This window comes from Micromonospora sp. B11E3, assembly GCF_039871625.1.
Taxonomy (GTDB): Bacteria; Actinomycetota; Actinomycetes; order Mycobacteriales; family Micromonosporaceae; genus Micromonospora.
Genome location: NZ_JBDPMC010000038.1, coordinates 18741 through 44726 on the forward strand (window position 1 = coordinate 18741; position 25986 = coordinate 44726).

The window sequence follows — 25986 nt, forward strand, 5'->3', positions numbered from 1 at the left end:
CTTGCGCGGCAACCCCTAACGTAGACTCAATAAAACCGCCAAGGGCCGACGTCGTCCCGACCATGATCCAACCTGAGTGACGACAGGAGGCCCGGTGGCCTTTCCGTACCCTCACACCCAGCAGTCGGCCCCGCCCGCGACCGGCCTCTACGACCCGGCGAACGAGCACGACGCGTGCGGGGTGGCGTTCGTGGCGGACCTGTACGGCCGGCGCTCCCACGCCGTGGTCGCCAACGGCCTCGGCGCACTGCTCCGGCTGGACCATCGGGGTGCCCGGGGCGCGGAGCACAACACCGGCGACGGCGCGGGGATCATGATCCAGGTGCCGGACGCGTACCTGCGCGCGGTGGTCGACTTCCCGCTGCCGCCCGCCGGCGCGTACGCCACCGGCCTGGTCTTCCTGCCCGACGACGACGCGGACGAGGCGCGGGCCCGGCGGGTGCTGGAGAAGTACGCCCTGGTCGAGGGCGCCGAGATCCTCGGTTGGCGGGACGTGCCCACCGACCCGGGCGACCTCGGCGAGACCGCGCTCGCCGCGCTGCCCCGCATCCGGCAGCTCTTCCTCGCCGCGCACCGGCTCACCGACGCCCCGGCCGGCCCGGCCGGCTCGCCGCTGACCGGGATCGACCTGGACCGGGTGGCGTTCTGCGTGCGCAAGCAGGCCGAGCGGGAGAGCGCCGAGCGGGGCGTGCCGGCGTACTTCCCGTCGCTGTCGAGCCGGACCATGGTCTACAAGGGGATGCTCACCCCCGACCAGCTGCCGGCGTTCTTCCCGGACCTCACCGACGAGCGGGTGGTCAGCGCGATCGCGCTGGTGCACTCGCGGTTCTCCACGAACACGTTCCCGTCCTGGCCGCTGGCCCACCCGTACCGTTTCATCGCCCACAACGGCGAGATCAACACGATCCGCGGCAACCGGAACTGGATGCAGGCCCGCGAGGCGCTGCTGCGCTCCCCTGAGCTGCCCGGCAACATCCGCCGGGTCTTCCCGGTCTGCACCCCGGCCGCCTCCGACTCGGCGAACTTCGACGAGGTCCTGGAGCTGCTGCACCTGGCCGGCCGGAGCCTGCCGCACGCGGTGCTGATGATGATCCCCGAGGCGTGGGAGAACGACCCGGACATGCGCGCCGACAAGCGCGCCTTCTACCGGTTCCACGCCAGCCTGATGGAGCCGTGGGACGGGCCGGCGTCCGTGGCCTTCACCGACGGCGAGGTCGTCGGCGCGGTGCTCGACCGCAACGGGCTGCGTCCGGGCCGCTGGTGGCGCACCGCCGACGGGCTCGTGGTGCTCGGCAGCGAGGCGGGCGTGCTCGACCTCGACCCGGCCACCGTGGTCGCCAAGGGCCGGCTCCAGCCGGGCCGGATGTTCCTCGTCGACACCGTCGCCGGCCGGATCGTCTCCGACGACGAGATCAAGACCGAGCTGGCCGCCGCGCAGCCGTACGAGGAGTGGCTGCACGCCGGGCTGATCGAGCTGACCGACCTGCCGGCCCGCGAGCACATCGTCTACACCCACGACTCGGTACGCCGCCGCCAGCAGACCTTCGGCTACACGGAGGAGGAGCTCAAGATCCTCCTCGCCCCCATGGCCCGCACCGGCGCCGAGCCGATCGGCTCGATGGGCACGGACACCCCGATCTCCCCGCTGTCCACCCGGCCGCGGCTGCTCTACGACTACTTCCACCAGCTGTTCGCCCAGGTCACCAACCCGCCGCTGGACGCCATCCGCGAGGAGCTGGTGACCAGCCTGGCGTCCACGATCGGCCCGGAGGGCAACCTGCTGGACCCGGGCCCGGCGAGCTGCCGGCAGATCGTGCTGCCGTACCCGGTGATCGACAACGACGAGCTGGCCAAGATCCTCTCCATCGACGAGGACGGCGACCTGCCCGGCTTCAAGGCCGTGCGGGTGTCCGGGCTCTACCGCATCCGCGAGGGTGCCGCCGGCATCAAGGCCCGGCTCACCGAGATCTGCCGGCACGTCTCCGAGGCGATCGCGGACGGCGTGCGCATCCTGGTGCTGTCCGACCGGGACTCCAACGCCGACCTCGCCCCGATCCCGTCGCTGCTGCTCACCGCCGCCGTGCACCAGCACCTCGTGCGGGAGCAGACCCGCACCCAGGTGGCGCTGGTCGTAGAGTCCGGGGACTGCCGCGAGGTGCACCACGCGGCGGTGCTCATCGGGTACGGCGCCGCGGCCGTCAACCCCTACCTCGCGTTCGAGTCGGTCGAGGACATGATCGCCACCGGCGCGCTGGTCGGCGTGGAGCCGGCCAAGGCGGTGCGCAACTACGTCAAGGGCCTCGGCAAGGGCGTCCTGAAGATCATGTCCAAGATGGGCATCTCCACCGTGTCGTCGTACTGCGGGGCGCAGGTGTTCGAGGCCGTCGGCCTGGACGCCCGCCTCGTGGAGCGGTACTTCCGGGGCACGCCCAGCACCATCGGCGGCATCGGGCTCGACGGCGTCCACGCCGAGGTGGCCGCCCGCCACGCCCTGGCCTGGCCGGCGCCGGGCGCGCAGGCGTCCGACCGGCTGGAGGTCGGCGGCGAGTACCAGTGGCGCCGCGAGGGCGAGCTGCACCTGTTCAACCCGGAGACGGTCTTCCTGCTCCAGCACGCCACCCGCAGCCGGCAGTACGAGGTGTTCCGGCAGTACACCGCGAAGGTGGACGAGCTGGCCGCGCAGGGGGGTTCGCTGCGCGGGCTGTTCACCCTGCGCACCGGGGTCCGCCCGCCCGTCCCGCTGGACGAGGTCGAGCCGGCCGCCGAGATCGTCAAGCGGTTCGCCACCGGCGCCATGTCGTACGGGTCGATCTCCGCCGAGGCGCACGAGACCCTCGCCGTGGCGATGAACCGCCTCGGCGGAAAGTCGAACACCGGGGAGGGCGGCGAGGACGTCGAGCGGCTGCACGACCCCGAGCGCCGTTCCGCGGTGAAGCAGATCGCCAGCGGCCGGTTCGGCGTCACCAGTGAATACCTGGTCAACGCCGACGACCTGCAGATCAAGATGGCCCAGGGCGCCAAGCCCGGCGAGGGCGGCCAGCTGCCCGGCAACAAGGTGTGGCCGTGGATCGCCCGTACCCGGCACGCCACCCCGGGGGTGGGCCTGATCTCCCCGCCGCCGCACCACGACATCTACTCGATCGAGGACCTCGCCCAGCTCGTGCACGACCTGAAGTGCGTCAACCCGTCCGCGCGGGTGCACGTCAAGCTCGTCAGCGAGGTCGGCGTCGGCACCGTGGCGGCCGGCGTGGCGAAGCTCAAGGCCGACGTCATCCTGATCTCCGGCCACGACGGCGGCACCGGGGCGTCCCCGCTGAACTCGCTCAAGCACGCCGGCACCCCGTGGGAGCTCGGCCTGGCCGAGGCGCAGCAGACGCTGCTGCTCAACAAGCTGCGCGACCGGGTCACGGTGCAGGTCGACGGCCAGCTCAAGACCGGCCGGGACGTGCTGATCGCGGCGCTGCTCGGCGGGGAGGAGTTCGGCTTCGCCACCGCCCCGCTGATCGTCTCGGGTTGCGTGATGATGCGGGTCTGCCACCTGGACACCTGCCCGGTCGGCATCGCCACCCAGAACCCGGTGCTGCGGGAACGCTTCACCGGCAGGCCGGAGTTCGTGGAGAACTTCTTCCTGTTCCTCGCCGAGGAGGTCCGCGGCTACCTGGCCGAGCTGGGCTTCCGCAGTCTCGACGAGGCGATCGGGCACACCGAGCTGCTCGACGTCGTACCGGCGGTCGAGCACTGGAAGGCCAAGGGCCTCGACCTGGGACGCGTGCTGCACCTGCCGGAGCTGCCGGCCGACGCCGCCCGGCGCGGCGTACGGGCCCAGGACCACGGCCTGGAGCTGGCCCTGGACAACGAGCTGATCGCCCTGGCCCGGCCGGCGCTCACCGACGGCGCGCCCGTGCGGGTCGAGCTGGCGGTGCGCAACGAGCACCGCAGCGTCGGCGCGATGCTCGGCGGCGAGGTGACCCGCCGCTTCGGCGGCGCCGGCCTGCCCGCCGACACGATCGAGATCCTGCTGCGCGGCACCGCCGGCCAGTCCTTCGGCGCGTTCCTGCCGCCGGGGGTCACCCTGCGGCTGCACGGCGATGCCAACGACTACGTCGGCAAGGGGCTGTCCGGGGGCCGGATCGTCGTGCGTCCGGACGCCGCCGCGCCGTTCGTCGCCGCCGGGGCCACCGGGGGTCAGCGGGCCGAGGACCAGATCATCGCCGGCAACACCATCCTGTACGGGGCCACCGCCGGCGAGGTCTTCCTGCGCGGCCGGGTCGGCGAGCGCTTCGCCGTCCGCAACTCCGGCGCGGTGGCCGTGGTCGAGGGCGTGGGCGACCACGGCTGCGAGTACATGACCGGCGGCACCGTGGTGGTGCTCGGCGAGACCGGGCGCAACTTCGCCGCCGGCATGTCCGGCGGCACGGCGTTCGTGTGGAAGCTGGACCGGCGGCGGGTCAATCCCGAGCTGGTCGACCTGTCCCCGCTGCGGGAGGAGGAGCGGGACCGGCTGCACGACCTCGTCCGGCGGCACTTCGCCGAGACCGGCTCGCCGGTCGCCGAGGAACTGCTCAAGCGCTGGCCGGAGGCGGTGCGGGAGTTCACCGCCGTGGTGCCCCGGGACTACCGCCGGGTGCTGGAGATCATGCGGGCCGCCGAAGCCGCCGGCCGCGACGTCGACGACGCGGTGATGAGCGCCCTGGCGGTACCAGCCGCCTCAGCGCCGCAGCCGGCGCGTTCCGACTCGTCCATGTCGGTGCTGCCCGCCCCGCGGGCGATGGCCCAGGAGGTGGCCCGTGCCTGACCCGAACGGTTTCCTGCGCTACGACCGGCGGCTGCCCGCGCGCCGCCCGGTGCCCGTGCGGATCATGGACTGGCGGGAGGTGTACCCGCCGGCCGGCGAGGAGCTGATCCGCGAGCAGGCCACCCGGTGCATGGACTGCGGCATCCCGTTCTGCCACGACGGCTGCCCGCTCGGTAACCGCATCCCCGACTGGAACGACCTGGTCCGTACCGGCGGCTGGGACGCGGCGGTGGAGTCCCTGCACGCCACCAACAACTTCCCGGAGTTCACCGGCCGGCTCTGCCCGGCGCCGTGCGAGGCGGCCTGCGTCCTCGGCCTCGGCGGCCAGCAGCCGGTGACGATCAAGCAGGTCGAGGTGGAGATCGCCGACGCGGCGGTGGCGCGCGGCGGGCTGGACCCCCGCCCCGCGGCGGCGCCCACCGGCCGGTCCGTCGCCGTGGTCGGCTCCGGGCCCGCCGGCCTGGCCGCCGCGCAGCAGCTCGCCCGCGCGGGCCACGCCGTGACCGTGTACGAGCGCGACGACGCGATCGGCGGCCTGCTCCGGTACGGCATCCCCGACTTCAAGCTGGAGAAGCGGCACATCGACCGGCGGCTGGCCCAGCTCTCCGCCGAGGGCGTGCGGTTCCGCACGGGGGTGAACGTCGGCGTCGACGTCACCGCCGAGCAGTTGCGCGCCGAGCACGACGCCGTGCTGCTCGCCTGTGGCGCGCTGGAGGGCCGGGACACCCCGGACACGCCGGGGCGCTTGCTGCGCGGTGTGCACCAGGCGATGACGCACCTGGTCGCGGCCAACCGCGCGGTCGCCGGCCAGCCCGACGGCGCGGCGGAGGGGGAGGGCCGCCCGGCCCCGGCCGTGCTGCCCGACGGCACCCCGATCGACGCCGCCGGCCGGCACGTCGTGATCATCGGTGGCGGGGACACCGCCGCGGACTGCCTCGGGGTGGCGCACCGCCAGGGCGCCGCCGGGGTGTACCAGCTCGACCTGTACCCCGAGCCGCCGCGCTCCCGCGACGACGCGCGCGACCCGTGGCCGACCTGGCCGTGGATCCTGCGCGACTACGCCGCGCACGAGGAGGGCGGCGAGCGGGTCTTCGCCGTCGCCGTGCAGGAGTTCGTCGACGACGGCACCGGCCAGGTCCGGGCTGTCCGTATCGCCGAGGTGACCGTCGAGAAGCGCGACGGCCGACGGATCGTCACCCCGCTGCCCGGCTCGGAGCGGGAACTGCCGGCGGACCTGGTGCTGCTGGCGATCGGCTTCGAGGGCACCGAGCGGCAGCCGCTGCTGGAGCAGTTCGGGCTCGCCCGCAACGCCCGAGGCGCCGTCGACGCCCGTCCGAACTGGCAGACCGCCACCGACGGGGTGTTCGTCGCCGGGGACATGCACCGTGGCGCCTCGCTGATCGTCTGGGCGATCGCCGAGGGGCGGGCCGCCGCGGCGGCCATCCACGCGTACCTCGATGGGGCGGGCGAGCTGCCGGCGCCGGTGGACCCGGCCAGGCAGCCGCTGGCCGCGCGCTGACCCGTCCCGGTCAGGTCAATGTCGGCGACATGGGGGTGTCCGAGCGCTTCGGATGCCGCCATGTCGCCGACATCGAGTCGATCAAGACTGACCTGGATGCAGGTCCTGGGCGTCAACTGGTACGTCCTCGCGGAGACCCGATCCGCCACCTCGATGGGGCTCACCGTCCTGCTGCAGGCGCTGCCCACCCTGCTGCTCGGCGTCTGGGGCGGCGCGCTGGCCGACCGGCTGCCCGCCAAGCCGCTGCTGATCGTCGCCCAGGCCGCCCACGCGGCGCTCGCCGCCGGGCTGGCGGTGGTCGCGGTCACCGGCGCCGGGGGCCTGCCGGCCATCTACGCGATCTCCCTGGGCACCGGCGCGGTGTCGGCGATCGAGGGCCCCGTCATGGGCCGCTGGTGCTCCACCCTGGTGGACCGGGAGAGCCTCGGCAACGCCCTCGCCCTCGGCTCGCTCACCAACTCCGCCGGCCGCATCCTCGGCATGAGCGTCGGCGCCGTCGTGGTCGCCGCCGTCGGCCCCGCGCTGCTCTTCGCCGTCAACGCCGCCAGCTTCGTCGCGGTCGTGGCGGCCCTGTTCGCCGTACGCGAGGGGGAGCGGCACACCGGCGAGCAGGACGGCGGCTCCAGGTCGCGGCGCGGCGCAGGACGCGCCGAGCTGCAGTTGTCGGACGGCGGCTCCAGGTCGCGGCGCGGCGCAGGACGCGCCGAGCTGCAGTTGTCGGACGGCGGCTCCAGGTCGCGGCGCGGCGCAGGACGCGCCGAGCTGGAGTTGTCGGACGGCGGCTCCAGGTCGCGGCGCGGCGCAGGACGCGCCGAGCTGGAGTTGTCGGAGGCTGGCGCCGCGCCGGCGGACGGCGGCATCCGGGCCGGCCTGCGTTACCTGCTGCGCCAGCCCGTCGTGCTGGTGGCGATGGCGCTGTCCTTCGTGCTCGGCAGCCTGGGCCGCAACTACCAGGTGACGATGGCCGCGATGAGCGACGGGCCGTTGCGCGCCGGCGCGTCCGGGTACGGCTTCCTGTCCACCGTCTTCGCGGTCGGGACGGTGCTCGGCGCGCTCGTCGCGGCCCGCCGCCGCGACCTCGGCTACCGGGTGCTGGTGGCGGCCGGCCTGCTGGCCAGCGCCCTGCAGATCGTCGCCGGACTGGCCCCCGGCACGCTGAGCTTCGCCGCGGTGATCCTGCCCGTGGCGGCGGCGGCCGTCGTCATCGACACCACGGTCGGCGCCCGTGTCCAGCTCGACACCGACTTCGCCATGCGGGGCCGGGTGCTGGCCGCCCTGGGCGTCACCGGCTCGCTCTCCGCGGCCGTCGGCGCGCCCCTGCTCGGCTGGCTCGCGGAGCACACCGGGCCCCGGCAGGCCCTGGTGCTGGCTGGCACGCTCACCACCGTCGCCACCCTCGCGGCCGGGTTGGCCCTCGACCGGCTCCGGCAGCGGCGGCTGCGGCACCGGCTGGCCCTGGTGCTCGCCGCGCCCGCCGTGCGCCGCCCGGTACGCCGGGTCGCCGCCGTTGCCCGCGTCGTCCGCCCGGCGCGCGTCGCGGCCGGCGTCACCCGGCCAGCGTCGACGCCCGGTCGGCGCGGCAGCCGACACCTCGTCCGGCCCCGTACGCCGGCGCCGCAGGATCGCGCTCGATCCGGGAAGTAGTGGCCTCCCACGCCCCGGGAGGCCACTACTTCCACACCCCGAACGCGATCTCCGCCACGACGACCGCCACGACGACCGCCGCGGCGGGCCGATCGGCGTCAGGCCACGTCGCCGTTGCTCGGCCGCCCCCACGGGCCGGTGATCGCGAGGAGGTAGCCCGGGGACTGGATGCCGACGAACAGCACCTTGCCGTCCAGGCTGAACGTCGGACCGGCGAACTCGCTCTCGTTGAGCTCGTTGCGGGCCAGCGGGTACGCCTTGCCCTGCTCGGTCACCCCGAACAGGTGCGACAGCCCGTCGCCGTCCTCGGCCAGGATCACCCCGCCGTACGGGGAGACGGTGATGTTGTCCGGCCCGTCGAAGTTGCCCTCGACCGACGCGTCCGGGTTGACCCCGAAGATGGTCTTCAGCGTGACCGTCTCCGTCTTCGGGTCGTAGAACCAGACCTGGCCGTCGTGCTCGTTGGCGCTGCCGTCGGCGTGCCGGGCGAAGCTCGCCACGAAGTACGCCCCGCCGTCGGCCCACCAGGCGCCCTCCAGCTTGCGGCTGCGGGTCACCTCGCCGTCGGCGAACTGCTTGCGCACCGACACGGTCCGGGCGTCCCGGTCCGGCACGTCCACCCACTCCACCTTGTACCGGGTGCCCGGGAGGGTGGCCTCGGCCAGGTCGGCGACGTACTGACTGCCGAGCAGGCAGCGCATCGCCTGGAGCGTGCCGGCCGTGTCGCCGTCCGGCCGCTGCGCCAGCGCGCGCAGCGCGCCCTTGCCGCCCCGGAATCCCTGCGGCGGGGTCCACCGGAAGTACAGCCCGTTCGGGTTGCCCGCGTCCTCGGTCAGGTAGATCGCGTGGGTGTACGGGTCGACCGCGACGGCCTCGTGGGCGTACCGGCCCAGGAACTTCAGCGCCACCGGGTCGAGGTTCTGCTGCCGGTCGTGCGGGTCCACCTCGAAGACGTACCCGTGGTCCTTCAGGTACTTCCCACCGGCCCGCTGCTCGGTCTCCTCGCAGGTGAGCCAGGTGCCCCACGGGGTGATGCCGCCGGCGCAGTTGTTGTGCGTGCCGGCGAGGCTGACGTACTCGCCGAGCCGCCGGCCCTCGCCGTCCACCTCGATGGTGGTGGTGCCGCCGCGGGCGCCCGGGTCGTAGACGAGGCCGGGCAGCGCCGGCACCGGGTGCGGCTCGCTGCCGCCGATCTCGTGGTTGTTGACCAGCACCGAGCCGGTGGGCGACCGGAAGCAGCCGGTGCCGTCGGTGTCGCTCGGGGTGGGCTGGCCCGACTCCAGCAGGCTCACGCCCGCCTGCGCCACGATCGTGTACGAGAAGCCGGGCGGCAGGGAGAGCAGACCGGCGGGGTCCGGCACCAGTTCGCCGTAGCCGACCGCCGGACGGAAGGCGGCCTGGGCGGCGGCGGGGCCGGCGATCGCCTCGATGCTGCCGGCGAGCGCGATGCCGAGGCCACCGGCCGCACCGGCGCGCAGCACGTCACGGCGGGAGAGGGAAGAGGAGGTCACCGGATCACCGCCAGGATGCCCCCGTCCTTCAGGGCGGGGAGGAATGGCGGGGGCGTTGTCAGTCATGATTGTCCTTTCTGGTTTGATGTGTCCTGTGCGGACGGCGTACAGGTGTCGGGCGTATCCGACGCCGGAGCAGGCGGTGGTGTTGAACCGCACGTTCGGGTGTGTACGCGTCGTCTCGCGGTACAAGTCCCGCCACGGCCGCCAGTCCGCCTCCTACACCCGGTCGGCGTTCCGCCTGCGCGGCGGAAACCTGACGCTGGGGAAGACACCCGGCGTGCTGCGGTTCGTGTGGTCGTGGCCGGACGTGGACCCGGCAGGGCTGGACCCGACGATGGTGACGGTGTCGCGTGATCCGGACGGCCGCTGGTTCGTGACCTTCGCCGTCGACATCGAGACACCCACCGCACCCGAACCGACCGGTGATGTGGTGGGCGTCAATCTCGGTTTGACCGACTTCGCGGTGCTGTCCACCGGCGAGCGCGTCCCGCATCCGAGGCACATGGAGCGTCGGGAACGCCGGCTCAAGCGGTATCAGCGGATGATGGCTCGCCGGCAGAAGGGCTCCGCCAACTGCGCCAAAGCCAAACGAAAAGTGGCGCGGGCGCATTCGCGGGTACGCGATGCCCGCCGGGACTTCCTCCACCAGCAGTCCACCGCCCTGGTACGCCGGTTCGACGCCATCGCCGTGGAGGACCTGGCGGTGGCGAACATGGTCCGCAACCGGTCCCTGGCCAAATCCATCTCCCGCACCGGCTGGGCCGAGTTCCGCACCCTGCTCACCTACAAGGCGCGCTGCGACGGCCGCACCCTTGCCGTCGTGGACCGCTGGTACCCGTCGTCGAAGACCTGCTCTGCGTGCGGGCATCTGCTCGCCACGCTTTCCCTCGGCACGCGCCACTGGCGGTGTCCGAGGTGCGGCACCCGGCACGACCGGGACGTCAACGCCGCACAGAACATCGCCGTCGCGGCCGGGCTGGCCGAGACACAAAACGCCTGCGGAGCGGACGTCAGACACGGGGGATCTCCTTCCGTGCGGTCTGCGGTGAACCAGGAACCCCAACCCGTGAGGGTGGGAATCCCCTGCCTCTAGGCGGGGGAGGATGTCAAGTCGTTGCCTTTCCTGTCGTCGCAGGTGTTACCCGCAGAATGGAAGCCCGGCCGGCAGAACGGCGACACCGGCACCGGTGACGGCTCGGCGAACGCTGGGCCAACCGTGCGTGCCGTGCTGGCGCTGACCTGCGCGAGTGTCCGCCGCTGCCCCGTTCCGTTAGGGTTCGCTGGACCGCACGCGGCGTAGGGAGGGCAGAGCGTGGGCAGGCTCGCGGCGGCGTACGGCCAGGCGGTCACGGCCCACCGGCGCGCCCGCGAGCGGCTGGACCTGGCCCGGCGGCTCCTCACCGCCCTCGGGCCGACCGCCCCGAGCGCCGCCGACCTGGTCGCCCGGCTGGCCCGGCTCGGCGGACGGCTGGCCGCCCCCGCCCCCGGCGCGACCCCGGCGACCGACGCGCCCGTCGCCGTCCGGATCGGCGAGGCGACCACCCTGGACGGTGGCTTCCCGGTGCTCGTCCCGCTGGGCGGCGGCTGTCACCTCACCGTCGACGCGGACGCCCGCGACCCGCGGGTCGGCGAGCTGCTGCGCGCGGTGGTGCTGCGGCTGCTCGCCGCCGCCCCGGCGGGCACGGTCCGGGTCGCCGGGATCGACACGGTGGCCTTCGGGGCCACGTTCCTGCCGCTGCGCCCGCTGCTCGACGCGCGCGTGCTGCGTTCGACCGCCACGACCGCCGCCGAGGTCGCCGCCCTGCTCGACGAGGCCGAGCGCCACGCCCGCGCCGCGCAGCAGGCCGCCCCCGCCGACCGGGAGCTGCTCGTGCTGGTCGCCGCGGCCGCGCCCCCGCCCCGGGAGGCCGCCCGGCTCGCCGCGCTCACCCACGCCGGCGCGTCCGCCGCCGTCTGCGTCCTGCTCGCCGGCCACCCGCCCACCGGCCCGGGCGACGCGCCGCCGTTGGGCGCGGCCACCGCCGTACGGCTGCTGCAGCGCTACGCCCGCGTCGGCGACCCGCCCGGGTACCCGTTCAGCGCGGACGGCACCGGGCTGGCCGCGCCCGTCGTCCTCGACGGTGACCTGCCGCCGGACACCGCCCCGGCGCTCGCCGCGCGGCTCGGGTCCGCCGTGCGCCACGACGAGCCGCCGGCCTTCGCCGACCTGCTGCCCGCCACCCGCTGGACGGAGTCGAGCGCGGCCGGACTGTCCACCATGGTCGGTCGGGCCGACCGGAGGGCGGTCACCGTCGCCTTCGACGACGCCACCCCGCACTGGCTCGTCGCCGGGCGCACCGGCGCCGGGAAGACGGTGTTCCTGCTCGACGTCCTCTACGGACTCGCCGCCCGCTACGCCCCGGCGGAGCTGGAGCTGTGGCTGCTGGACTTCAAGGAGGGGGTCAGCTTCACCGAGTTCGTCCCCACCGAGCGGGACCCGTCGTGGCTGCCGCACGCCCGCGCCGTCGGCATCGAGTCCGACCGGGAGTACGGCCTCGCCGTGCTGCGGGAGCTGCGCGGCGAGCTGGACCGGCGGGCGGGCGTCCTCAAGCGGCACGGCGTCACCAAGCTCGCCGACCTGCCCGCCGACGCCCGGATGCCCCGCACCGTGGCGGTCGTCGACGAGTTCCAGGTGCTGCTCGCCGGCGCGGACGCCCTCGCCCGGGAGGCGGTCGACCTGCTGGAGGAGTTGGCCCGCAAGGGCCGCTCGTACGGCATGCATCTCGTGCTGGCCAGCCAGGCCACCACCGGCATCGAGTCCCTGTACGGCCGGGCCGAGGCGATCTTCGGGCAGTTCCCGCTGCGGGTGGCGCTGCCCGGCGGCGGGGGAGTTCTCGACCCGCGCGACGACACGGCGTCGGCCCTGCCGATCGGCGCGGCCGTGCTCAACACCGCCGCCGGGGCGCTCGGCGCCGGCGCCGTCGTCCGCTTCCCCGACGCGTACGCCGCCCGGGACGAGTTGACCGGGCTGCGCCACGAGCTGTGGCGGGCCCGACCGGCCGACAGCCGTCCGCCCGCCGTGTTCCGCGGGTACGCCGCCGCGCACCTGGAGGACGACCCCGCGTTCGCCGCGCTGCGCCCCGGCGGCGTACCCGCGGCACCCGGTGGCCCTGGTGGGCCGGACGGTCGACGTGGCGGGCAGCGCGGCGTCGTTCACCCTGGACGCCACCCCGGGCCGGCACCTGGCCGTCGTCGGCGCGTCCCCGGCCGGCGCCGACGTGTTGCGCGCCGCCGCGCTGAGCCTCGCCCGGCAGCACGGCCCCGGCGACGCCCGGTTCCTGCTCGCCCCGCTGGCCGACGCGGGCGCCGGGGCGGCGGAGTCCACCGGCGCGGCCCTGGCCGCCGCCGGCCATCCCGTCGAGCGGGTCGACGCCGCCGCCCTGCGGGAGCGCATCGCCGACCTGGCCGCCGCCGGGCCGCCCGGCAAGCGCGCGTACCTGCTGCTCTTCGGGGCCGACGCCGCCTCCGCGGCCCTCGCCCGCCCGGACCCGGCCACGTTCCGCTCCGGCCACGACGACCTGCGTGCCCTGCTCCGTGACGGCCCCGGTCGGGGCGTGCACCTGCTCGGCTGGTGGCGGGGGCTGCCCCGGCTCGCCGAGGACCTCGGCGGGTCGCACCACCGCGACGACGTCGCCTGCCTCGTCGCGTTGAACGTTCCCGGAGCGGAGCTCGGGCTGCACCTGGGCGTGCACGACCTGGCGTACCAGCCGCGCGCCGACCGCGCGCTACTGGTCGACCGGCACGACCAGCGGACCCGGCTGATCGTTCCGTTCGCCAGGGACAAGGAGGGCTGAGGCGTGTCCACCTTCGACGAGTACGCCGCGCTGGCCCGCCGGCTCGCCGCCCACCGCCGCGAGAACGACCGGGACACCGCGAGCGAGGCCGCCCGCCGCCGCACCCTGCACGCCACGCTCGACCAACTGGGCCACCGGCTCGCCGCGCAGGGGCACCGGCTCGACCAGCTCGGCCGCGCCATCGGCGTCCCCCCGCCCGCCGCGTCGTCCGCTGCGACCGCGCCCGGCTCGCCTGCTGCCGTCGTGTCCGGCTCGCCTGCTGCCACCGCGCCCGGCTCGCCTGCTGCGGCCGCGCCCGGCTCGCCTGCTGCCACCGCGTCCGGCTCGCCTGCTGCGGCCGCGCCCGGCCCGTCCGCTGCCGTCGCGTCCGGTCTGCCCGCTGCCGGCGGTCCGTCCGCGGTCACCGCATCCGGTCCGCCCGCTACCGGCGTGTCCGGCCCGGTGGCCCCCGTCGGCGCGGCCGTGCCCGGCCCGCCGGCCGGTCCTTCCGGCCCGGGCCCGACCGGTGGGCCGGCGTCCGGCGGCGACCCGGCCGCGGCGCTGGCCGAGGCGCAGCGGCTCGCCGAGGAGGCCGACCGGCTCCTGGCGCACACCGAGGCCGTCGCGCACCGGCCGCCGCTGCTGCCGACCTGGTCCCCGCCGGCCCGGGCACTGGTCGTGTACGTCGGCTGCGCGCTGGCCGGGGTCGTCCTGATGCTGGCCATGGTGGTCGCCTCCGACCTGGCGGTCGTCGGCCTCGGCGCCCTGTACGCCGCGACGTGCGCCGGGTTGCCCGTGCTGTCCTTCCTCGCCGGGTACCTGGTGCTCGGCCGGTGGGGGCGCCCGGTACTGGGCAGCGAGGCGCCGCCCCGGTTCGCCCCGCTCGGTTTCGTGGTCTGCGCGCTGCTGGTTCCCCTCGCCTACTGCGCGTACCTGCTGGCGTTCCGCCTGCTGCCCTGACACCGCCCGCCCCGCCCGCCCCGGCTGCCCCGGCTGGCCCGGCCGATCGGCTCCCGGCCCCGTTCAGCCGCCCAGGACCAGGTCCGCCACCTCGGCCGCGCAGCCCCAGGAGAGGGTGACCCCCGCGCCGCCGTGGCCGTACGCGTGCACCAGCCGGCTCCCGGGCGGGCCCGCCGGGTCCGGGCCCACCTCGACCCGGGGGCCGCCGTGCCGGGCCGGCCGCAGCCCGATCCGCTCGCCGAGCACGGGGGCGTCGGCCAACTCCGGCACCAGCGCCACGCACCGGCGCCGGATCGCCGCCGCCGTCGCCGGGTCGGGCCCGGTGTGCGCCACCCCCGGCTGGAACGTGCCGCCGAGCACCACGTCGTGCCGGCGCGGATGCACGTACGTGATCCCCGCCGGGTCGTCCTCGTCGCGCACCGAGGTGGTCAGGCCCGGGTTCGCCACCAGCACCAGGTGCCCCCGTACGGGATACACGGCCGGGTCGGCGGCGAGCCGCCCGGCGGCCAGCCCGGTCGCGTTGACCACCGTCGGCGCGGTGTCGAACGCGTCGGCGAGGCGCTCCACCCGGCGGCGCAGCACCCGCCCCCCGCCGTCCTCCAGCCGCTGCCGCAGCCAGGCCAGGTACGGCGTCATCTCCACCGTCGGCGCGGTGAACCGCAGCACCGTCGTGTACGGCGGCGGCGCCGGCTCGGCCACCAGGTCCCCGCACGCCTCGGCCCACCACGGCGGGCCGGCGTAGCGGTGGCGCAGCAGCATCCGGGTCGGCCGGGCGACCACCCCCGGCACGCCGTCGACCGCCTGGCGGCTCAGCTCCGCGTGCGTCCAACGCGCCCAGCGCAGCACCCGCAGGTCCTGCTCGGTGTGGCTCGGGTACCAGACCGCGGCGGCTACCGTGGACACCGTGTCCGCCGGGTCGTCGGCGGCCAGCACGGTCACCCGCGCGCCCCGCTCCTGGAGGGCGACCGCCGCCGTCATCCCGACGATCCCCCCGCCGACCACCGTCACGTCCCTCGTCCGCGCCATCGTCCGCTCCCGTCGCTCGCGCCGTCGGCCCGGCATGTGGCCGGCGGCTTCCTCGCGCCGTCGGCCCGGCGTGTGGCCGCCGGTTCCGTCTGCCGTCGGCCCGGCGTGTGGCCGCCGGTTCCGTCTGCCGTCGGCCCGGCGTGTGGCCGCCGGCTCGGTTGTGCCGTTGGTCTCGGATCGTCGCCCCCGGCGCGGGGCGCCGTCCAAGACGGATCGGGCAGTCGGCGATAAGCGCCGCTTATGATCGGTTCCATGCCCGATTCGCCGACCCGGGACGCCTGGTGGGACCTGCGGCGGCTGCGCTACTTCGCGGTGCTCGCCGAGGAGCTGCACTTCACCCGTGCCGCCGCCCGGCTGCGCATCGCCCAGCCCGCGCTCAGCCAACAGATCCGGGCGCTGGAACGCCAGCTCGGGGTGCCGCTGGTGCACCGGACCAGCCGCGGCTGCATCCTGACCGAGGTGGGCGCGCGGGTGGCCGACGAGGCCGGCCGGCTGCTCGCCGAGGTGGACGCGGGGACGGCCCGCATCCGCGACCTGGTGCGCGGCCGGGGCGGCCGGCTGCGGCTGGCGTACACCCGCTCGGCGCGCGGCGGGCGGGTCGACGCGCTGGTCGCCCGGTTCCGGGCCGCCCACCCGGACGTCGAGGTGGTCTCGGAGACCGCCTGGACGGCACCGAACGTCGCCGGTCTGCTCGCCGGCCGGCTCGACGTCGCCTTCGTCCGCCCGCCGGTCGACGAGGCGGCGCTGGTCTGCCGGACCGTCGACACCGAGGAGCTGCTGCTGGCGCTGCCGGCGGGCCACCCCCTGGCCACCGGCCGCCGCCGGATCAGCCGGGCCGAGGTGGTCGACCTGCCGGCGGTGATGTGGCCGCGCGAGAACGGACCTGGCATGTTCGACCGGACGATCGCCCAGGTCTGGCCGGGCGGCGGTTTCCGCCTCGTCCGGCAGGAACCGGACGACGAGCAGCTGCTACGGGCGGTGGCCCAGGGCGACGTGGTGGCGGCCGTCCCGGCCGGCCGGGCCCGCGCGCTGCGGCTCCCCGGGGTACGGCTGCGCCGGTTCACCGCACCCACCCCCACCGTCGACATCGGCCTCGCGTGGCCGCGGGACAGCACGAACCCGGCCCTGCTCAGGCTCCTCGCCCTGCTCGACCTCGACTGAGGCCGGGCCGCGACCTCGACTGAGGCCGGGCCGCGACCTCGACTGAGGCCGGGCCGCGACCTCGACTGAGGCCGGGCCGCGATGTCGGGCCGAGGCCGGGCCGCGATGTCGGCGACATGGCGGTGTCGGAGGCGCGCGGATACCGCCACGCCGCCGACCACCCTGGACGGATCGTCTGATGTGGACGATGGTTGTCGGACCGGGTCGAGCGACGGGAGGGCGTCGGTGAGCGACGAGTTGGACGGGTTCGTGGTCGGGTACGTGCCGGCGGGACTCGGCACCGAGGTGTCGGACTTCGCCAGCGAGTGGGACGACGTGCGGTTCCACACCCGGGTGTGGGAACGGCAGGTCGAGGAGGGCTACTGGGTTGACCTGCGGGTGCACGTCCTGCGCGCCGCGCGACTGACCACGCTCGACGAGCTGCGCGACTTCCTCGCCGGATACCACGAGCGGGACGCCGAGACCTGGGCGCCGGCCGACCTCGACGTCGGCGGGACGCGGGGCCTGATCGGCGAGGGCGAGGCGTTCTGGTTGGTCGAGCCCGGCGTCGCGATCGACGTGCTGGCCGACCCGGAGCGGGTGCCCGAGGCGGAGCTGCGCGCGGTGGCGGTGGCGGTCCGGCCCGCCTGAGCCAAGCCCGGCGACGCCGCCATGTCGGCGACGTGGCGGCAATCCCGGCCGCCGGGCACCGCCATGTCGCCGACATGCGGTGTCCGGCGGCCCGGTCCCGCGGAGCGGGCGCCGGCCGGGGCCCGAGGTGATGGCCCGATGTGCCGGAATATGCGTCCTGCGCGACAACGTGTTACTCATCCGTAACTTGTTATTGACGTCCCTGGATCGCGAAGGTCATTCTCTCTGCACGATCGATCGGACCCGCTCACTCGCCTCCTCCCGGCACCCCGGGATATCCCACCAGGAGGTGCAGCCCATGCTGCTCCGAAAGATCCTCGCCGCCCTCACGGTGTCGGCCGCCGCCGCGCTGGCCGTCCCGTCCCCGGCCGCCGCCGCGGCGCCCGCGCCGCTCACCACGACCACCGCCGCGAACCCGGTCATCGTCGTCGGCGGGCTCAGCGGCGTCGCCCTCGCGTACGAGCCCCTGGCCGCCCGGCTGCGGGCCGACGGCTACCGGGTGTCCATCTACGAGCTGCCCAGCCTCGGCTTCGGCGACATCACCGCCTCGGCCCGCGCGTTCGCCGGGTACGTCGATCAGGTGCGCGCCGCCACCGGCGCCGCCCGGGTCGACGTGGTCGGCCACTCCGAGGGCGGGCTGGTCTCCCGCTACTACATCAAGTACCTCGGCGGCGCGACCAAGGTCGGCCGCTACATCAGCCTCGGCTCCCCGCAGTACGGCACGTACGTCGCCAACATCGCCGCGTTCCTCGGCGTCGGCAACTGCCTCGGCATCGTCGCCTGCCAGCAGATGACGATCGGGTCCAGCTTCCTCGCCACGCTCAACTCCGGTGACGACACCCCGGGTGACGTGCGCTGGACGACCGTGCGCACCCTCCAGGACGAGCTGGTCCAGCCGGTCGGTAACGCCAGCCTCGCCGACGGGGCGACCAACGTGCTGATCCAGGACTGGTGCCTGCTGCGGGTCGTCGGGCACGTCGGCCTCGTCCTCGACGGCACCACGTACACGGTGATCCGGGGTGCGCTCACCGACTCCCCGGTGCGGCCCGACTGCTTCGCGCTCTGAAACCGCGGCCGGGCGGGCGGGGCATCCCGTCCGCCCGGCGGCCGGCTCCGGGCGGCCGGCTCCGGGCGGCCGGGTGCCGGGCCCGGACGGCCGGGGGTCGGGTCCGGCGCAGGGAGCGCCCGTGACGGGATGTGCGCAGGTCGACTTCGCGCTCGACACCTACGAGTGCATCCCCCGACCGGCCCGGCGCTCGCGGACGGCGGCGGGGCGGGACGAACCCCCCGAGACGGGGCCGCAAAGCCAGGGGAGCGGCACGCCGGCGCGCGACGACGAGCGGTACGATTTCGGGCGCGCGGTCGCCGATGCCCGCCGACACGACGATTCCGGACGACGATTCCGGTGCGGTTCCGCCCGCCGCCTGCGGGGGCGTGGCGCGTCGTCGGACAATTGTTCCGCAGTCCGCAAAGGGGTCGGCCCGTAGCCCGACCCGAAGGAGAGACTAGCCTGATGGGCGTGACACGCCGCGCGAAGATTGTCTGCACTCTGGGCCCTGCCACCTCGTCCCCGGAGCGGATCCGGGGCCTCGTCGAGGCGGGCATGAACGTGGCGAGGCTCAACTTCAGCCACGGCAGCCACGCCGACCACGAGGCCGTCTACCGCCTCGTCCGGGAGGCCGCCGACGCGACCGGCCACCCGGTGGCCGTCCTCGCCGACCTGCAGGGTCCGAAGATCCGGCTCGGCCGGTTCGCCGACGGCCCGCACGAGTGGCGCACCGGCGACTCCGTGGTGATCACCAGCGACGACGTCATCGGCACCCGGGACCGGGTCTCCTGCACCTACAAGAAGCTGCCGCGCGAGGTCAAGGCCGGCGACCGGCTGCTGATCGACGACGGCCGGGTGGCCGTCGAGGTCAGCGAGGTGGTCGGCAACGACATCCGCTGCCTGGTCACCGAGGGCGGCCCGGTCTCCAACAACAAGGGCGTCTCGCTGCCCAACGTGGCGGTCAGCGTCCCGGCCCTGTCCGACAAGGACGCCGAGGACCTGCGCTTCGCCCTCGGCCTCGGCGTCGACCTGATCGCGCTGTCGTTCGTCCGCTCGGCGGAGGACATCAAGCTGGTGCACGGGATCATGTCCGAGGTCGGGGTGCACCGGCCGGTCCTGGCGAAGGTGGAGAAGCCGGAGGCGGTCGACCACCTGGAGGCGATCGTCCTGGCGTTCGACGGCGTCATGGTCGCCCGCGGGGACCTCGGCGTCGAGCTCCCGCTGGACCAGGTCCCCCTGGTGCAGAAGCGCGCCGTGCAGCTGTGCCGGGAGAACGCCAAGCCGGTCATCGTCGCCACCCAGATGCTCGACTCCATGATCGAGAACTCGCGGCCCACCCGCGCCGAGGCCTCCGACGTGGCCAACGCGGTGCTCGACGGCGCGGACGCGGTGATGCTCTCCGGCGAGACCAGCGTCGGCAAGTACCCGGTGCTCACCGTCAGCACCATGGCCAAGATCGTCCACACCACCGAGTCCGGCTCGATCGCCGTGCCCCGGCTCCAGCACGACCCGCGTACGCACGGCGGCGCGCTCACCGTCGCCGCCTCGTCGATCGCCCGGGCCATCGGCGCCAAGGCCATGGTGGCGTTCTCGCAGACCGGCGACACCGTCCGGCGGCTCAGCCGGCTGCACTGCGACCTGCCGCTGCTGGCGTTCACCCCGGTGCCCGAGGTGCGCAACCAGCTCGCCCTCTCCTGGGGCGTGGAGACGTTCCTGATGCCGTTCGTCGAGCACACCGACGACATGTTCCGCCAGGTCGACCAGGCGCTGCTCGGCCTCAACCGGGCCAACCCCGGCGACTACGTGGTGATCGTCGCCGGCAGCCCGCCCGGCACCCCCGGCTCCACCAACACCCTGCGGGTGCACCAGCTCGGCTCGCTGGTCGACGCCGCGTCCGCCCGGGCGCTGCAGTGACCGACGGCGGCACAGTCGGCCAGGCCGCCGTCGACCAGCTGCTGGAGGTCCTCGACCTCGAGCACACCGCCGAGATGACCTTCCGGGGGATGAGCCCCCCGGTCGGCCCGCAGCGGGTGTACGGCGGCCAGGTCGCCGGCCAGGCCCTCGTCGCCGCCGGACGCACCGTCGACCCGGACCGCTTCGTGCACTCCCTGCACGGCTACTTCGTCCGGCCCGGCGACCCGACCGAGCCGATCGAGTACCAGGTGGAGAACGTCCGGGACGGCCACTCGTTCTCGGTGCGCCGCTCCGTGGCGCTGCAGCACGACCGGCCGATCTTCTTCATGTCGGCGTCGTTCCACCGCCGCGAGGAGGGGCTGGACCACCACGCCCCGACCCCGCCGGACGTGCCCGCCCCGGACGAGGTCCCCACCATGACCGACCGCCTCTCCCGCTACCCGGAGCGGCTCGGCATCTGGGGGCAGATCCCGCGCCCCATCGACGTGCGCTACGTCGGCGAACCCGGCTGGGTACGCCCCGGCGACCGTCCCGCCGACCCCCACCAGCGGGTCTGGATGCGCATCGACGGCAAGCTGCCGGACGACCCGCTGCTGCACGCGTGCGCCCTCACGTACGCCTCCGACCTGACCCTGCTCGACTCGGTGCTGTCGGTGCACGGCGAGGTGTGGGGGCCCGGCGGCGTGATCGGCGCGAGCCTCGACCACGCGCTGTGGTTCCACCGGCCCTTCCGGGCCGACGAGTGGTTTCTCTACGACTGCTGGAGCCCGTCGGCCTCCGGGGGCCGGGGCCTGGCCACCGGCCGGATGTTCACCACCGACGGCCGGCACATCGCCACCGCCGTACAGGAGGGCCTGCTCCGCCGCGTCGGCGGCTGACAGCCCGCCAACGGCGGCCGGGGTGGCGCCGGCTGGCGGCTTCGGTCCGCGGTCCCGGGTGGCGCCGGCTGGCGGCTGCGATCCGCGGTCCCGGCGGCGCCCGTGCCGGTCGCTCGACCGTTCGGTCGAGGGGCGGCGGACCTCCTGGCTGACCAGGCGACTAGTCTGGCCGGCATGCGTCTCTCCGCCCGGGTCGACTACGCCCTGCGTGCGGCCGCCGAACTCGCGGCGGTCGCCGAGCGCGGGGGCGTCGGGCGCTCCCGTCCGGTGACCGCCGAGCAGATCGCCAGGGCACAGGAGATTCCGCCGAAGTTCCTGGAGAGCATCCTGCTGCAACTGCGCCGGGGCGGCATCGTGCACGCCCAGCGCGGCCCCGAGGGCGGCTACTGGCTGGCCCGGCCGGCCGCGGAGATCTCCCTCGCAGAGGTGATCCGGGTGATCGACGGGCCGCTGGCGCACGTGCGCGGGCAGCGCCCCGAACAGCTCGGGTACCACGGCGCGGCCCGCGCCCTGCAGGACGTGTGGATCGCGCTGCGGGCCAGCGAGCGGGAGATCCTCGAACTGGTCACCGTCGCGGATGTGGCCAGGGGCAGCCTTCCCGGCCGGGTCAACGAGTTGGCCGCCGACCCGCGCGCCTGGAACTGACGAGCCTCCGGCGGCCTCCGCCGGATCTCCTGTCCCGGCGACGGCGTGCACCTCGGCGCGTCCCAGCAATCGATAGGGGCTTGACCCGGAGCGCACTCGTGCCGCATTGTCGACCAAGTCGATAGGACATGCCGAAAAGTCAGGGGGCGCCCGTGCGCAAGCTGCTGGTCCTCGCTCTGGTCGGGCTCCTCGCGCAGTTGGTCGACGGCGCGCTCGGCATGGCCTACGGCCTGACCTCGTCCACCCTGCTGCTGGTCGCCGGGGTCGCCCCCGCCGCCGCGTCCGCCTCCGTTCACCTGGCCGAGATCGGCACCACCCTCGCCGCCGGGGTGGCCCACTGGCGGTTCGGCAACGTCGACTGGCGGGTGGTGGCCCGCATCGCCGTCCCAGGGGCGTTCGGCGCGTTCGCCGGGGCCACGTTCCTCAGCGCGATCTCCACCAAGGCCGCCGCCCCGTGGATGGCCGCCATCCTGTTCACCCTCGGCGCGTACCTGCTGGTGCGCTTCGCCCGGCCACTGCGCGCCAACCCCGGCGCCGGGCGGCTGCGCGGCCGCTTTCTCAGCCCGCTCGGCCTGTTCGCCGGATTCGTCGACGCCACCGGCGGCGGCGGATGGGGCCCCGTCGCCACCCCGGCGCTGCTGGTCTCCGGACGGATGGAGCCCCGCAAGGTGATCGGCTCGGTCGACACCGCCGAGTTCCTGGTGGCGGGCGCGGCCAGCGCCGGCTTCCTGATCGGCCTCGGCAGCGAGGGCTTCCTGCTGCCCACCGTCGCCGCCCTGCTGATCGGCGGGCTGATCGCCGCCCCGATCGCCGCCTGGCTGGTCCGGATCGTCCCCGCCCAGCTGCTCGGCGCCGTCGTCGGCGGCGTGATCGTGCTGACCAACGCCCGCACCCTCGTCCGCACCGGCGAACTGCCCGGCGGCGTCCAGTGGCTCGTCTACGGGCTGCTCGCCGCGGGCTGGGTCGCCGCGTTCGCCCTGGCCCTCCGCGCCCTGCTGCGCACCCGCCGCGCCCGGGCCACCGTCGCGGCGACCGGCGCCGGGGACACGACCCGGGCGCAGGCCCTCCCGCTCGCCGCCGTCGAGAACTGAACGGCGGGCCGCCGCGCCTCCCGAGCCTCGGGCAGGCGCGGCGGGCGGTGAACCCCGCGCCGCGCCGCTGCCGGCCCGCGCCGGCCCGTGCGTCGGCCTGCAACCCGGGCGTCAGCGGGTGTCGGCCCGGGCGTCAGCGGGTGTCGGCCCGGGCGTCAGCGGGTGCTGGCCCGGGTGTCAGCGCGCGTCGGACAACACCTTGCCGGCCGCCTCGCTGATCAGCGCCCACGCCTCGTCCACGTGCGCCTGCGTGGTCAGCGGCGAGCCGACCGTGAGGCGCAGCGTGTACCGGCCGTTGACCCGGGTGTGGGTCAGGAACACCCGGCCGGTGGCGTTGACCCGGGACAGCAGCTCCGCGCTGGCCTCGTCCCCGGCGGCCAGCCGGAAGCAGACCAGCGAGAACGGGTGCGGCGCGGCGAGGGCGAACCGCCCGTCTGCCCGCACCCGGTCGGCGAAGCGGGCGGCGAGGGCCACCCCGGAACGGATGTGCGCCCGCAGCCCCTCCACCCCGTACCAGCGCAGCACGAACCACAGCTTCAGGGCGCGGAACCGGCGGCCCAGCGGCACCTGCCAGTCCCGGTAGTCGATCACCGCCCCCGACTCCGTCGCCGCGTTGCGCAGGTACTCCGGCAGCACCGTCAGCGCCTCGATCAGCTCGCCCCGGTCCGCCACCCAGAACGCGTCGCAGTCGAATCCGGTGAGCAGCCACTTGTGCGGGTCGAAGCAGTACGAGTCGGCATACTCCAGCCCGGCGTGCGACCAGCGCAGCTCCGGGCAGACCGCCGCCGCCCCCGCGTACGCGGCGTCGACGTGCAGCCAGACCCCGTACTCCGCGCAGATCGCGCCGATCTCCGGCACCGGGTCCACGGCGGTGGTGGACGTGGTGCCGATCGTGGCCACCACGATCGCCGGGACGTCCCCGGCCGCCAGGTCCGCCCGGATCGCCTCCCGCAGCGCCTCCGGGCGCATCGCCAGCGTCTCCGGGTCCACCTCGACCGCCCGTACGGCGTCGCCGCCGAGACCGGCGATCCGGGCCGCCTTCTCGATCGACGAGTGCCCCTGGGTGGAGGTGTAGACGCGGTACCGGCGGTCGATCCCCGCCTCGCGCCACCGGCCCCCGCCGGCCCGGTGCAGCGCGCCGAGGGTCGCCACCAGGGTCGCCGAGGACGCCGAGTCCTGGATCACCCCGCCGCCCCGGCCCGTCGAGCGGAACCGCTCCGGCAGGTCGAGCAGGCCGGCCAGCCAGTCCAGCATCACCGTCTCCAGCTCCGTGCAGGCCGGGCCGGTCGCCCACAGCATGCCCTGCACGCCGAGCCCCGCGCTGACCAGGTCGCCCAGCACGCTCGGCCCGGAGGTGTTGGCGGGGAAGTATCCGAAGAACCCGGGGTGCTGCCAGTGCGTCAGCCGGGGCGCGACCAGGGCGTCCAGGTCGGCCAGCACGGCCTCCACCGGCTCGCCGTCGACGCTGGGCCCGGCCGGCAGGGCGGCGGCCACCGCCCCCGGCGGGTCCTGCGAGGTGACCGGGCGCTGTCCCAGCGTCGCCCAGTAGTCCGCGATCCAGTCGATCACCGCGTGCCCGGCCCGGCGGAACTCCTCGGGGCTCATGTGCTCAGCCATTCGCCGAGTCGACCAAACCGCGCCGTCGGAGGCAAGGGCCGAACTGACCGGAGGCAAGGGTCGGGCCGGCGGGACCAGGTGGCAGGCACCGGGCCGCAGCCGCGGAATCCGCACAGCTCCGGCCCGGTGCACCACACCGCAGCACCCCCCGACCCGTCCCGACCGGGGAATGCCGTACCACCACCGGCGACAACGTTAGGCGGCCTCCGCGAAGCGGGGGTGACGCCGGTATGAAGATCGTGTTTCGGGCGTTTCGAGCCGGTGTCCGACCCGTCGTCCGACCGCGGGCCGCCGGGTGTCTGCGCGGCTCAGCGGCGCAGGCCGCCCGCCACCTTCTCCGCGATCAGCTCGTACGAGCGCACCCGGTCCGCCACGTCGTACACCGGAGCGGTCAGCATCAACTCGTCCGCCCCCGTCCGCGCCAACAGCTCCGCCAGCTCCCGGCGCACCGTCTCCGGCGACCCCAGCGCCTGCCCCTCGCGCCAGTGCGCCACGAACTCCCGCTCCAACTCCGTGTACGGGTACGCAGCCGCCTCGTCCGGTGTGGCCAGCGCCTCCGGCCGCCCCATGCGCAGCCGCAGGAACGACAGCTCCGCCGGCCCCACCAACCACCGCGCCCGCTCGTCCGTCTCCGCGCAGACCGCGTGGACCGCCACCATCGCGTACGGCTCCGCCAGGAACCGCGACGGCCGGAAGTGCTGCCGGTACAGCGTCAACGCGGGCAGCGTGTTCGCCGGGCTGAAGTGGTGCGCGAACGAGAACGGCAACCCGAGCAGCCCGGCCAGCTGCGCGCTGAACCCGCTCGACCCCAGCAGCCAGATCGCCGGCTGCTCGCCCCGCCCCGGCGTGGCCATGATCGGCCCCGGCCGCTCGCCCGTGAAGTAGTTCATCAGGTCCGCCAGCTCCCGGGGGAAGCCCTCCGCCGACAGCCCCTCCATCGTCCGGCGCAGCGCCAGCGCGGTCATCTGGTCCGTCCCCGGCGCCCGGCCGATGCCCAGGTCGATCCGGCCGGGGTGCAGCGCTTCGAGGGTGCCGAACTGCTCGGCCACCACCAGCGGCGCGTGGTTCGGCAGCATCACCCCGCCCGAACCGAGCCGGATCGTCGAGGTCGCCGCCGCCAGGTGCGCGATCAGCACCGCCGGCGCGGAACTGGCGATTGCCGGCATGTTGTGGTGTTCCGCCACCCAGAACCGGTGGTAGCCCAGCTCCTCGGTGCGCCGGGCCAGCTCGGTCGTGTGCCGCAGGGCCTCGCCGGCGCCGGCGCCGGCCGCGACCGGTGCAAGATCAAGAACAGACAACGGTACGTCGATCATGCGACACCCCAACCCGCAGCGCGCCCGAAATGTTCCCGGCCGGGCACGTGTGGCTCACCCCATTCCGCGCGCCTGCTCGAAAATCAAACTCGTCTGCGTGTAGCCCGCTCGTGCGCCGCCAACCGCACCGACACCAGCGCCTCCAACGGCAACCCCACCGCCGCCGGGTCCACCTCCGCGTGCAACCCACGGATCGCCCCGCACTCCCGCAGCGCCCGCGTCCGCGTCAGGCACGTCGACGGCGCCACCCCCACCCGCTCCGCCAGGGCGTTGTTCGGCAGCCGGCCGTCCGCCGTCAGCTCCCGCAGAATCGCGCGATCGACATCGTCCAGGGCCGCGAACGGCCGCACGTCGTTCAGTGAAACGGGCATGCGCCCATCCTGCTCCGAATTCACACGCCGTAGAAGGACCACAAACAG

At 74.9% G+C, this 25986-nt stretch carries 18 protein-coding genes and 1 pseudogene; 14 read left to right on the forward strand and 5 right to left on the reverse strand.

Translation table 11 applies throughout. The features are described 5' to 3' along the window. Positions 1–94: 94 nt before the first annotated feature. The 3 genes from gltB (at position 95) to ABGB16_RS19515 (ending at position 7958) form a co-directional block, all read left to right on the forward strand. A complete protein-coding gene (gene gltB, locus ABGB16_RS19505) occupies positions 95–4795 on the forward strand; it encodes a glutamate synthase large subunit (RefSeq protein ID WP_347669514.1) in 4701 nt (1566 codons plus the stop codon). Then, positions 4788–6314 (forward strand): glutamate synthase subunit beta, encoded by a 1527-nt coding sequence (locus tag ABGB16_RS19510; RefSeq protein WP_347669515.1) that lies wholly within the window; start codon positions 4788–4790, stop codon positions 6312–6314. Before gltB ends, ABGB16_RS19510 begins: the two co-directional genes overlap by 8 nt. Positions 6315–6410: 96 nt before the next feature. After that, a complete protein-coding gene (locus tag ABGB16_RS19515) occupies positions 6411–7958 on the forward strand; it encodes an MFS transporter (RefSeq protein ID WP_347669516.1) in 1548 nt (515 codons plus the stop codon). A gap of 98 nt (positions 7959–8056) precedes the next feature. Here ABGB16_RS19515 and ABGB16_RS19520 read toward each other — a convergent pair whose 3' ends face one another. Beyond that, the gene (locus ABGB16_RS19520; protein ID WP_347669517.1) at positions 8057–9469 is read right to left on the reverse strand and encodes an alkaline phosphatase PhoX; all 1413 of its coding nucleotides are present in this window, start codon (positions 9467–9469) and stop codon (positions 8057–8059) included. Positions 9470–9554: 85 nt separating this feature from the next. On the opposite strand from ABGB16_RS19520, the gene ABGB16_RS19525 reads away from it, so the two are divergent. The 4 genes from ABGB16_RS19525 (at position 9555) to ABGB16_RS19540 (ending at position 14244) form a co-directional block, all read left to right on the forward strand. Then, positions 9555–10565 (forward strand): RNA-guided endonuclease TnpB family protein, encoded by a 1011-nt coding sequence (locus tag ABGB16_RS19525; RefSeq protein WP_347669551.1) that lies wholly within the window; start codon positions 9555–9557, stop codon positions 10563–10565. A gap of 219 nt (positions 10566–10784) precedes the next feature. Beyond that, complete coding sequence (locus tag ABGB16_RS19530) at positions 10785–13049, forward strand: FtsK/SpoIIIE domain-containing protein (protein ID WP_347669518.1); 2265 nt, start codon at positions 10785–10787, stop codon at positions 13047–13049. A 16-nt stretch (positions 13050–13065) separates the two neighbouring features. Next, positions 13066–13305 carry a hypothetical protein gene (locus ABGB16_RS19535; protein ID WP_347669519.1) on the forward strand — a complete coding sequence of 80 codons (240 nt, stop codon included), beginning with the start codon at positions 13066–13068 and terminating at the stop codon, positions 13303–13305. Positions 13306–13308: 3 nt separating this feature from the next. Further along, positions 13309–14244 carry a hypothetical protein gene (locus ABGB16_RS19540; RefSeq protein WP_347669520.1) on the forward strand — a complete coding sequence of 312 codons (936 nt, stop codon included), beginning with the start codon at positions 13309–13311 and terminating at the stop codon, positions 14242–14244. Positions 14245–14307: 63 nt separating this feature from the next. On the opposite strand, the gene ABGB16_RS19545 is transcribed toward ABGB16_RS19540, so the two are convergent. After that, entirely contained in the window at positions 14308–15270 is a 963-nt protein-coding gene (locus ABGB16_RS19545) for an FAD-dependent oxidoreductase (protein ID WP_347669521.1), read from the reverse strand. Positions 15271–15522: 252 nt separating this feature from the next. Here ABGB16_RS19545 and ABGB16_RS19550 point away from each other — a divergent pair, with 252 nt between their 5' ends. From ABGB16_RS19550 to ABGB16_RS19580, 7 genes are all read left to right on the forward strand, one after another. Continuing rightward, positions 15523–16431, forward strand: coding sequence for a LysR substrate-binding domain-containing protein (locus tag ABGB16_RS19550; protein ID WP_347669522.1), 909 nt, complete (start codon positions 15523–15525; stop codon positions 16429–16431). Between the two features lie 225 nt (positions 16432–16656). After that, positions 16657–17061, forward strand: a complete 405-nt coding sequence (locus ABGB16_RS19555; protein WP_347669523.1) for a hypothetical protein — start codon at positions 16657–16659, stop codon at positions 17059–17061. 298 nt (positions 17062–17359) lie between these two features. Continuing rightward, positions 17360–18127, forward strand: a complete 768-nt coding sequence (locus tag ABGB16_RS19560; protein ID WP_347669524.1) for an alpha/beta fold hydrolase — start codon at positions 17360–17362, stop codon at positions 18125–18127. 447 nt (positions 18128–18574) lie between these two features. Then, on the forward strand, positions 18575–20023 hold the full coding sequence (gene pyk, locus ABGB16_RS19565; protein WP_347669525.1) for a pyruvate kinase: 1449 nt from the start codon (positions 18575–18577) through the stop codon (positions 20021–20023). Beyond that, a complete protein-coding gene (locus tag ABGB16_RS19570) occupies positions 20020–20901 on the forward strand; it encodes an acyl-CoA thioesterase II (protein WP_347669526.1) in 882 nt (293 codons plus the stop codon). Before pyk ends, ABGB16_RS19570 begins: the two co-directional genes overlap by 4 nt. 174 nt (positions 20902–21075) lie before the next feature. After that, entirely contained in the window at positions 21076–21546 is a 471-nt protein-coding gene (locus tag ABGB16_RS19575) for an Rrf2 family transcriptional regulator (RefSeq protein WP_347669527.1), read from the forward strand. A 152-nt stretch (positions 21547–21698) separates the two neighbouring features. After that, complete coding sequence (locus ABGB16_RS19580) at positions 21699–22637, forward strand: sulfite exporter TauE/SafE family protein (protein WP_347669528.1); 939 nt, start codon at positions 21699–21701, stop codon at positions 22635–22637. 177 nt (positions 22638–22814) lie between these two features. Here ABGB16_RS19580 and ABGB16_RS19585 read toward each other — a convergent pair whose 3' ends face one another. The 3 genes and pseudogenes from ABGB16_RS19585 to ABGB16_RS19595 all read right to left on the reverse strand — a co-directional run. Further along, entirely contained in the window at positions 22815–24254 is a 1440-nt protein-coding gene (locus ABGB16_RS19585; RefSeq protein WP_347669529.1) for a pyridoxal-dependent decarboxylase, read from the reverse strand. Positions 24255–24562: 308 nt separating this feature from the next. Beyond that, entirely contained in the window at positions 24563–25567 is a 1005-nt protein-coding gene (locus tag ABGB16_RS19590) for an LLM class flavin-dependent oxidoreductase (RefSeq protein ID WP_347669530.1), read from the reverse strand. A 101-nt stretch (positions 25568–25668) separates the two neighbouring features. Next, positions 25669–25938: pseudogene (locus ABGB16_RS19595) on the reverse strand (AsnC family transcriptional regulator); the annotation flags it as partial. Positions 25939–25986 lie beyond the last annotated feature (48 nt).

Coding starts and splice junctions, on each gene's coding strand:
- ABGB16_RS19515 (WP_347669516.1), top strand. CDS start 6,411: ATGCAGGTCCTGGGCGTCAACTGGTACGTCCTCGCGGAGACCCGATCC.
- ABGB16_RS19525 (WP_347669551.1), top strand. CDS start 9,555: ATGTGTCCTGTGCGGACGGCGTACAGGTGTCGGGCGTATCCGACGCCG.
- ABGB16_RS19545 (WP_347669521.1), bottom strand. CDS start 15,270: ATGGCGCGGACGAGGGACGTGACGGTGGTCGGCGGGGGGATCGTCGGG.
- ABGB16_RS19550 (WP_347669522.1), top strand. CDS start 15,523: ATGCCCGATTCGCCGACCCGGGACGCCTGGTGGGACCTGCGGCGGCTG.
- ABGB16_RS19560 (WP_347669524.1), top strand. CDS start 17,360: ATGCTGCTCCGAAAGATCCTCGCCGCCCTCACGGTGTCGGCCGCCGCC.
- pyk (WP_347669525.1), top strand. CDS start 18,575: ATGGGCGTGACACGCCGCGCGAAGATTGTCTGCACTCTGGGCCCTGCC.
- ABGB16_RS19575 (WP_347669527.1), top strand. CDS start 21,076: ATGCGTCTCTCCGCCCGGGTCGACTACGCCCTGCGTGCGGCCGCCGAA.
- ABGB16_RS19585 (WP_347669529.1), bottom strand. CDS start 24,254: ATGGCTGAGCACATGAGCCCCGAGGAGTTCCGCCGGGCCGGGCACGCG.
- ABGB16_RS19590 (WP_347669530.1), bottom strand. CDS start 25,567: ATGATCGACGTACCGTTGTCTGTTCTTGATCTTGCACCGGTCGCGGCC.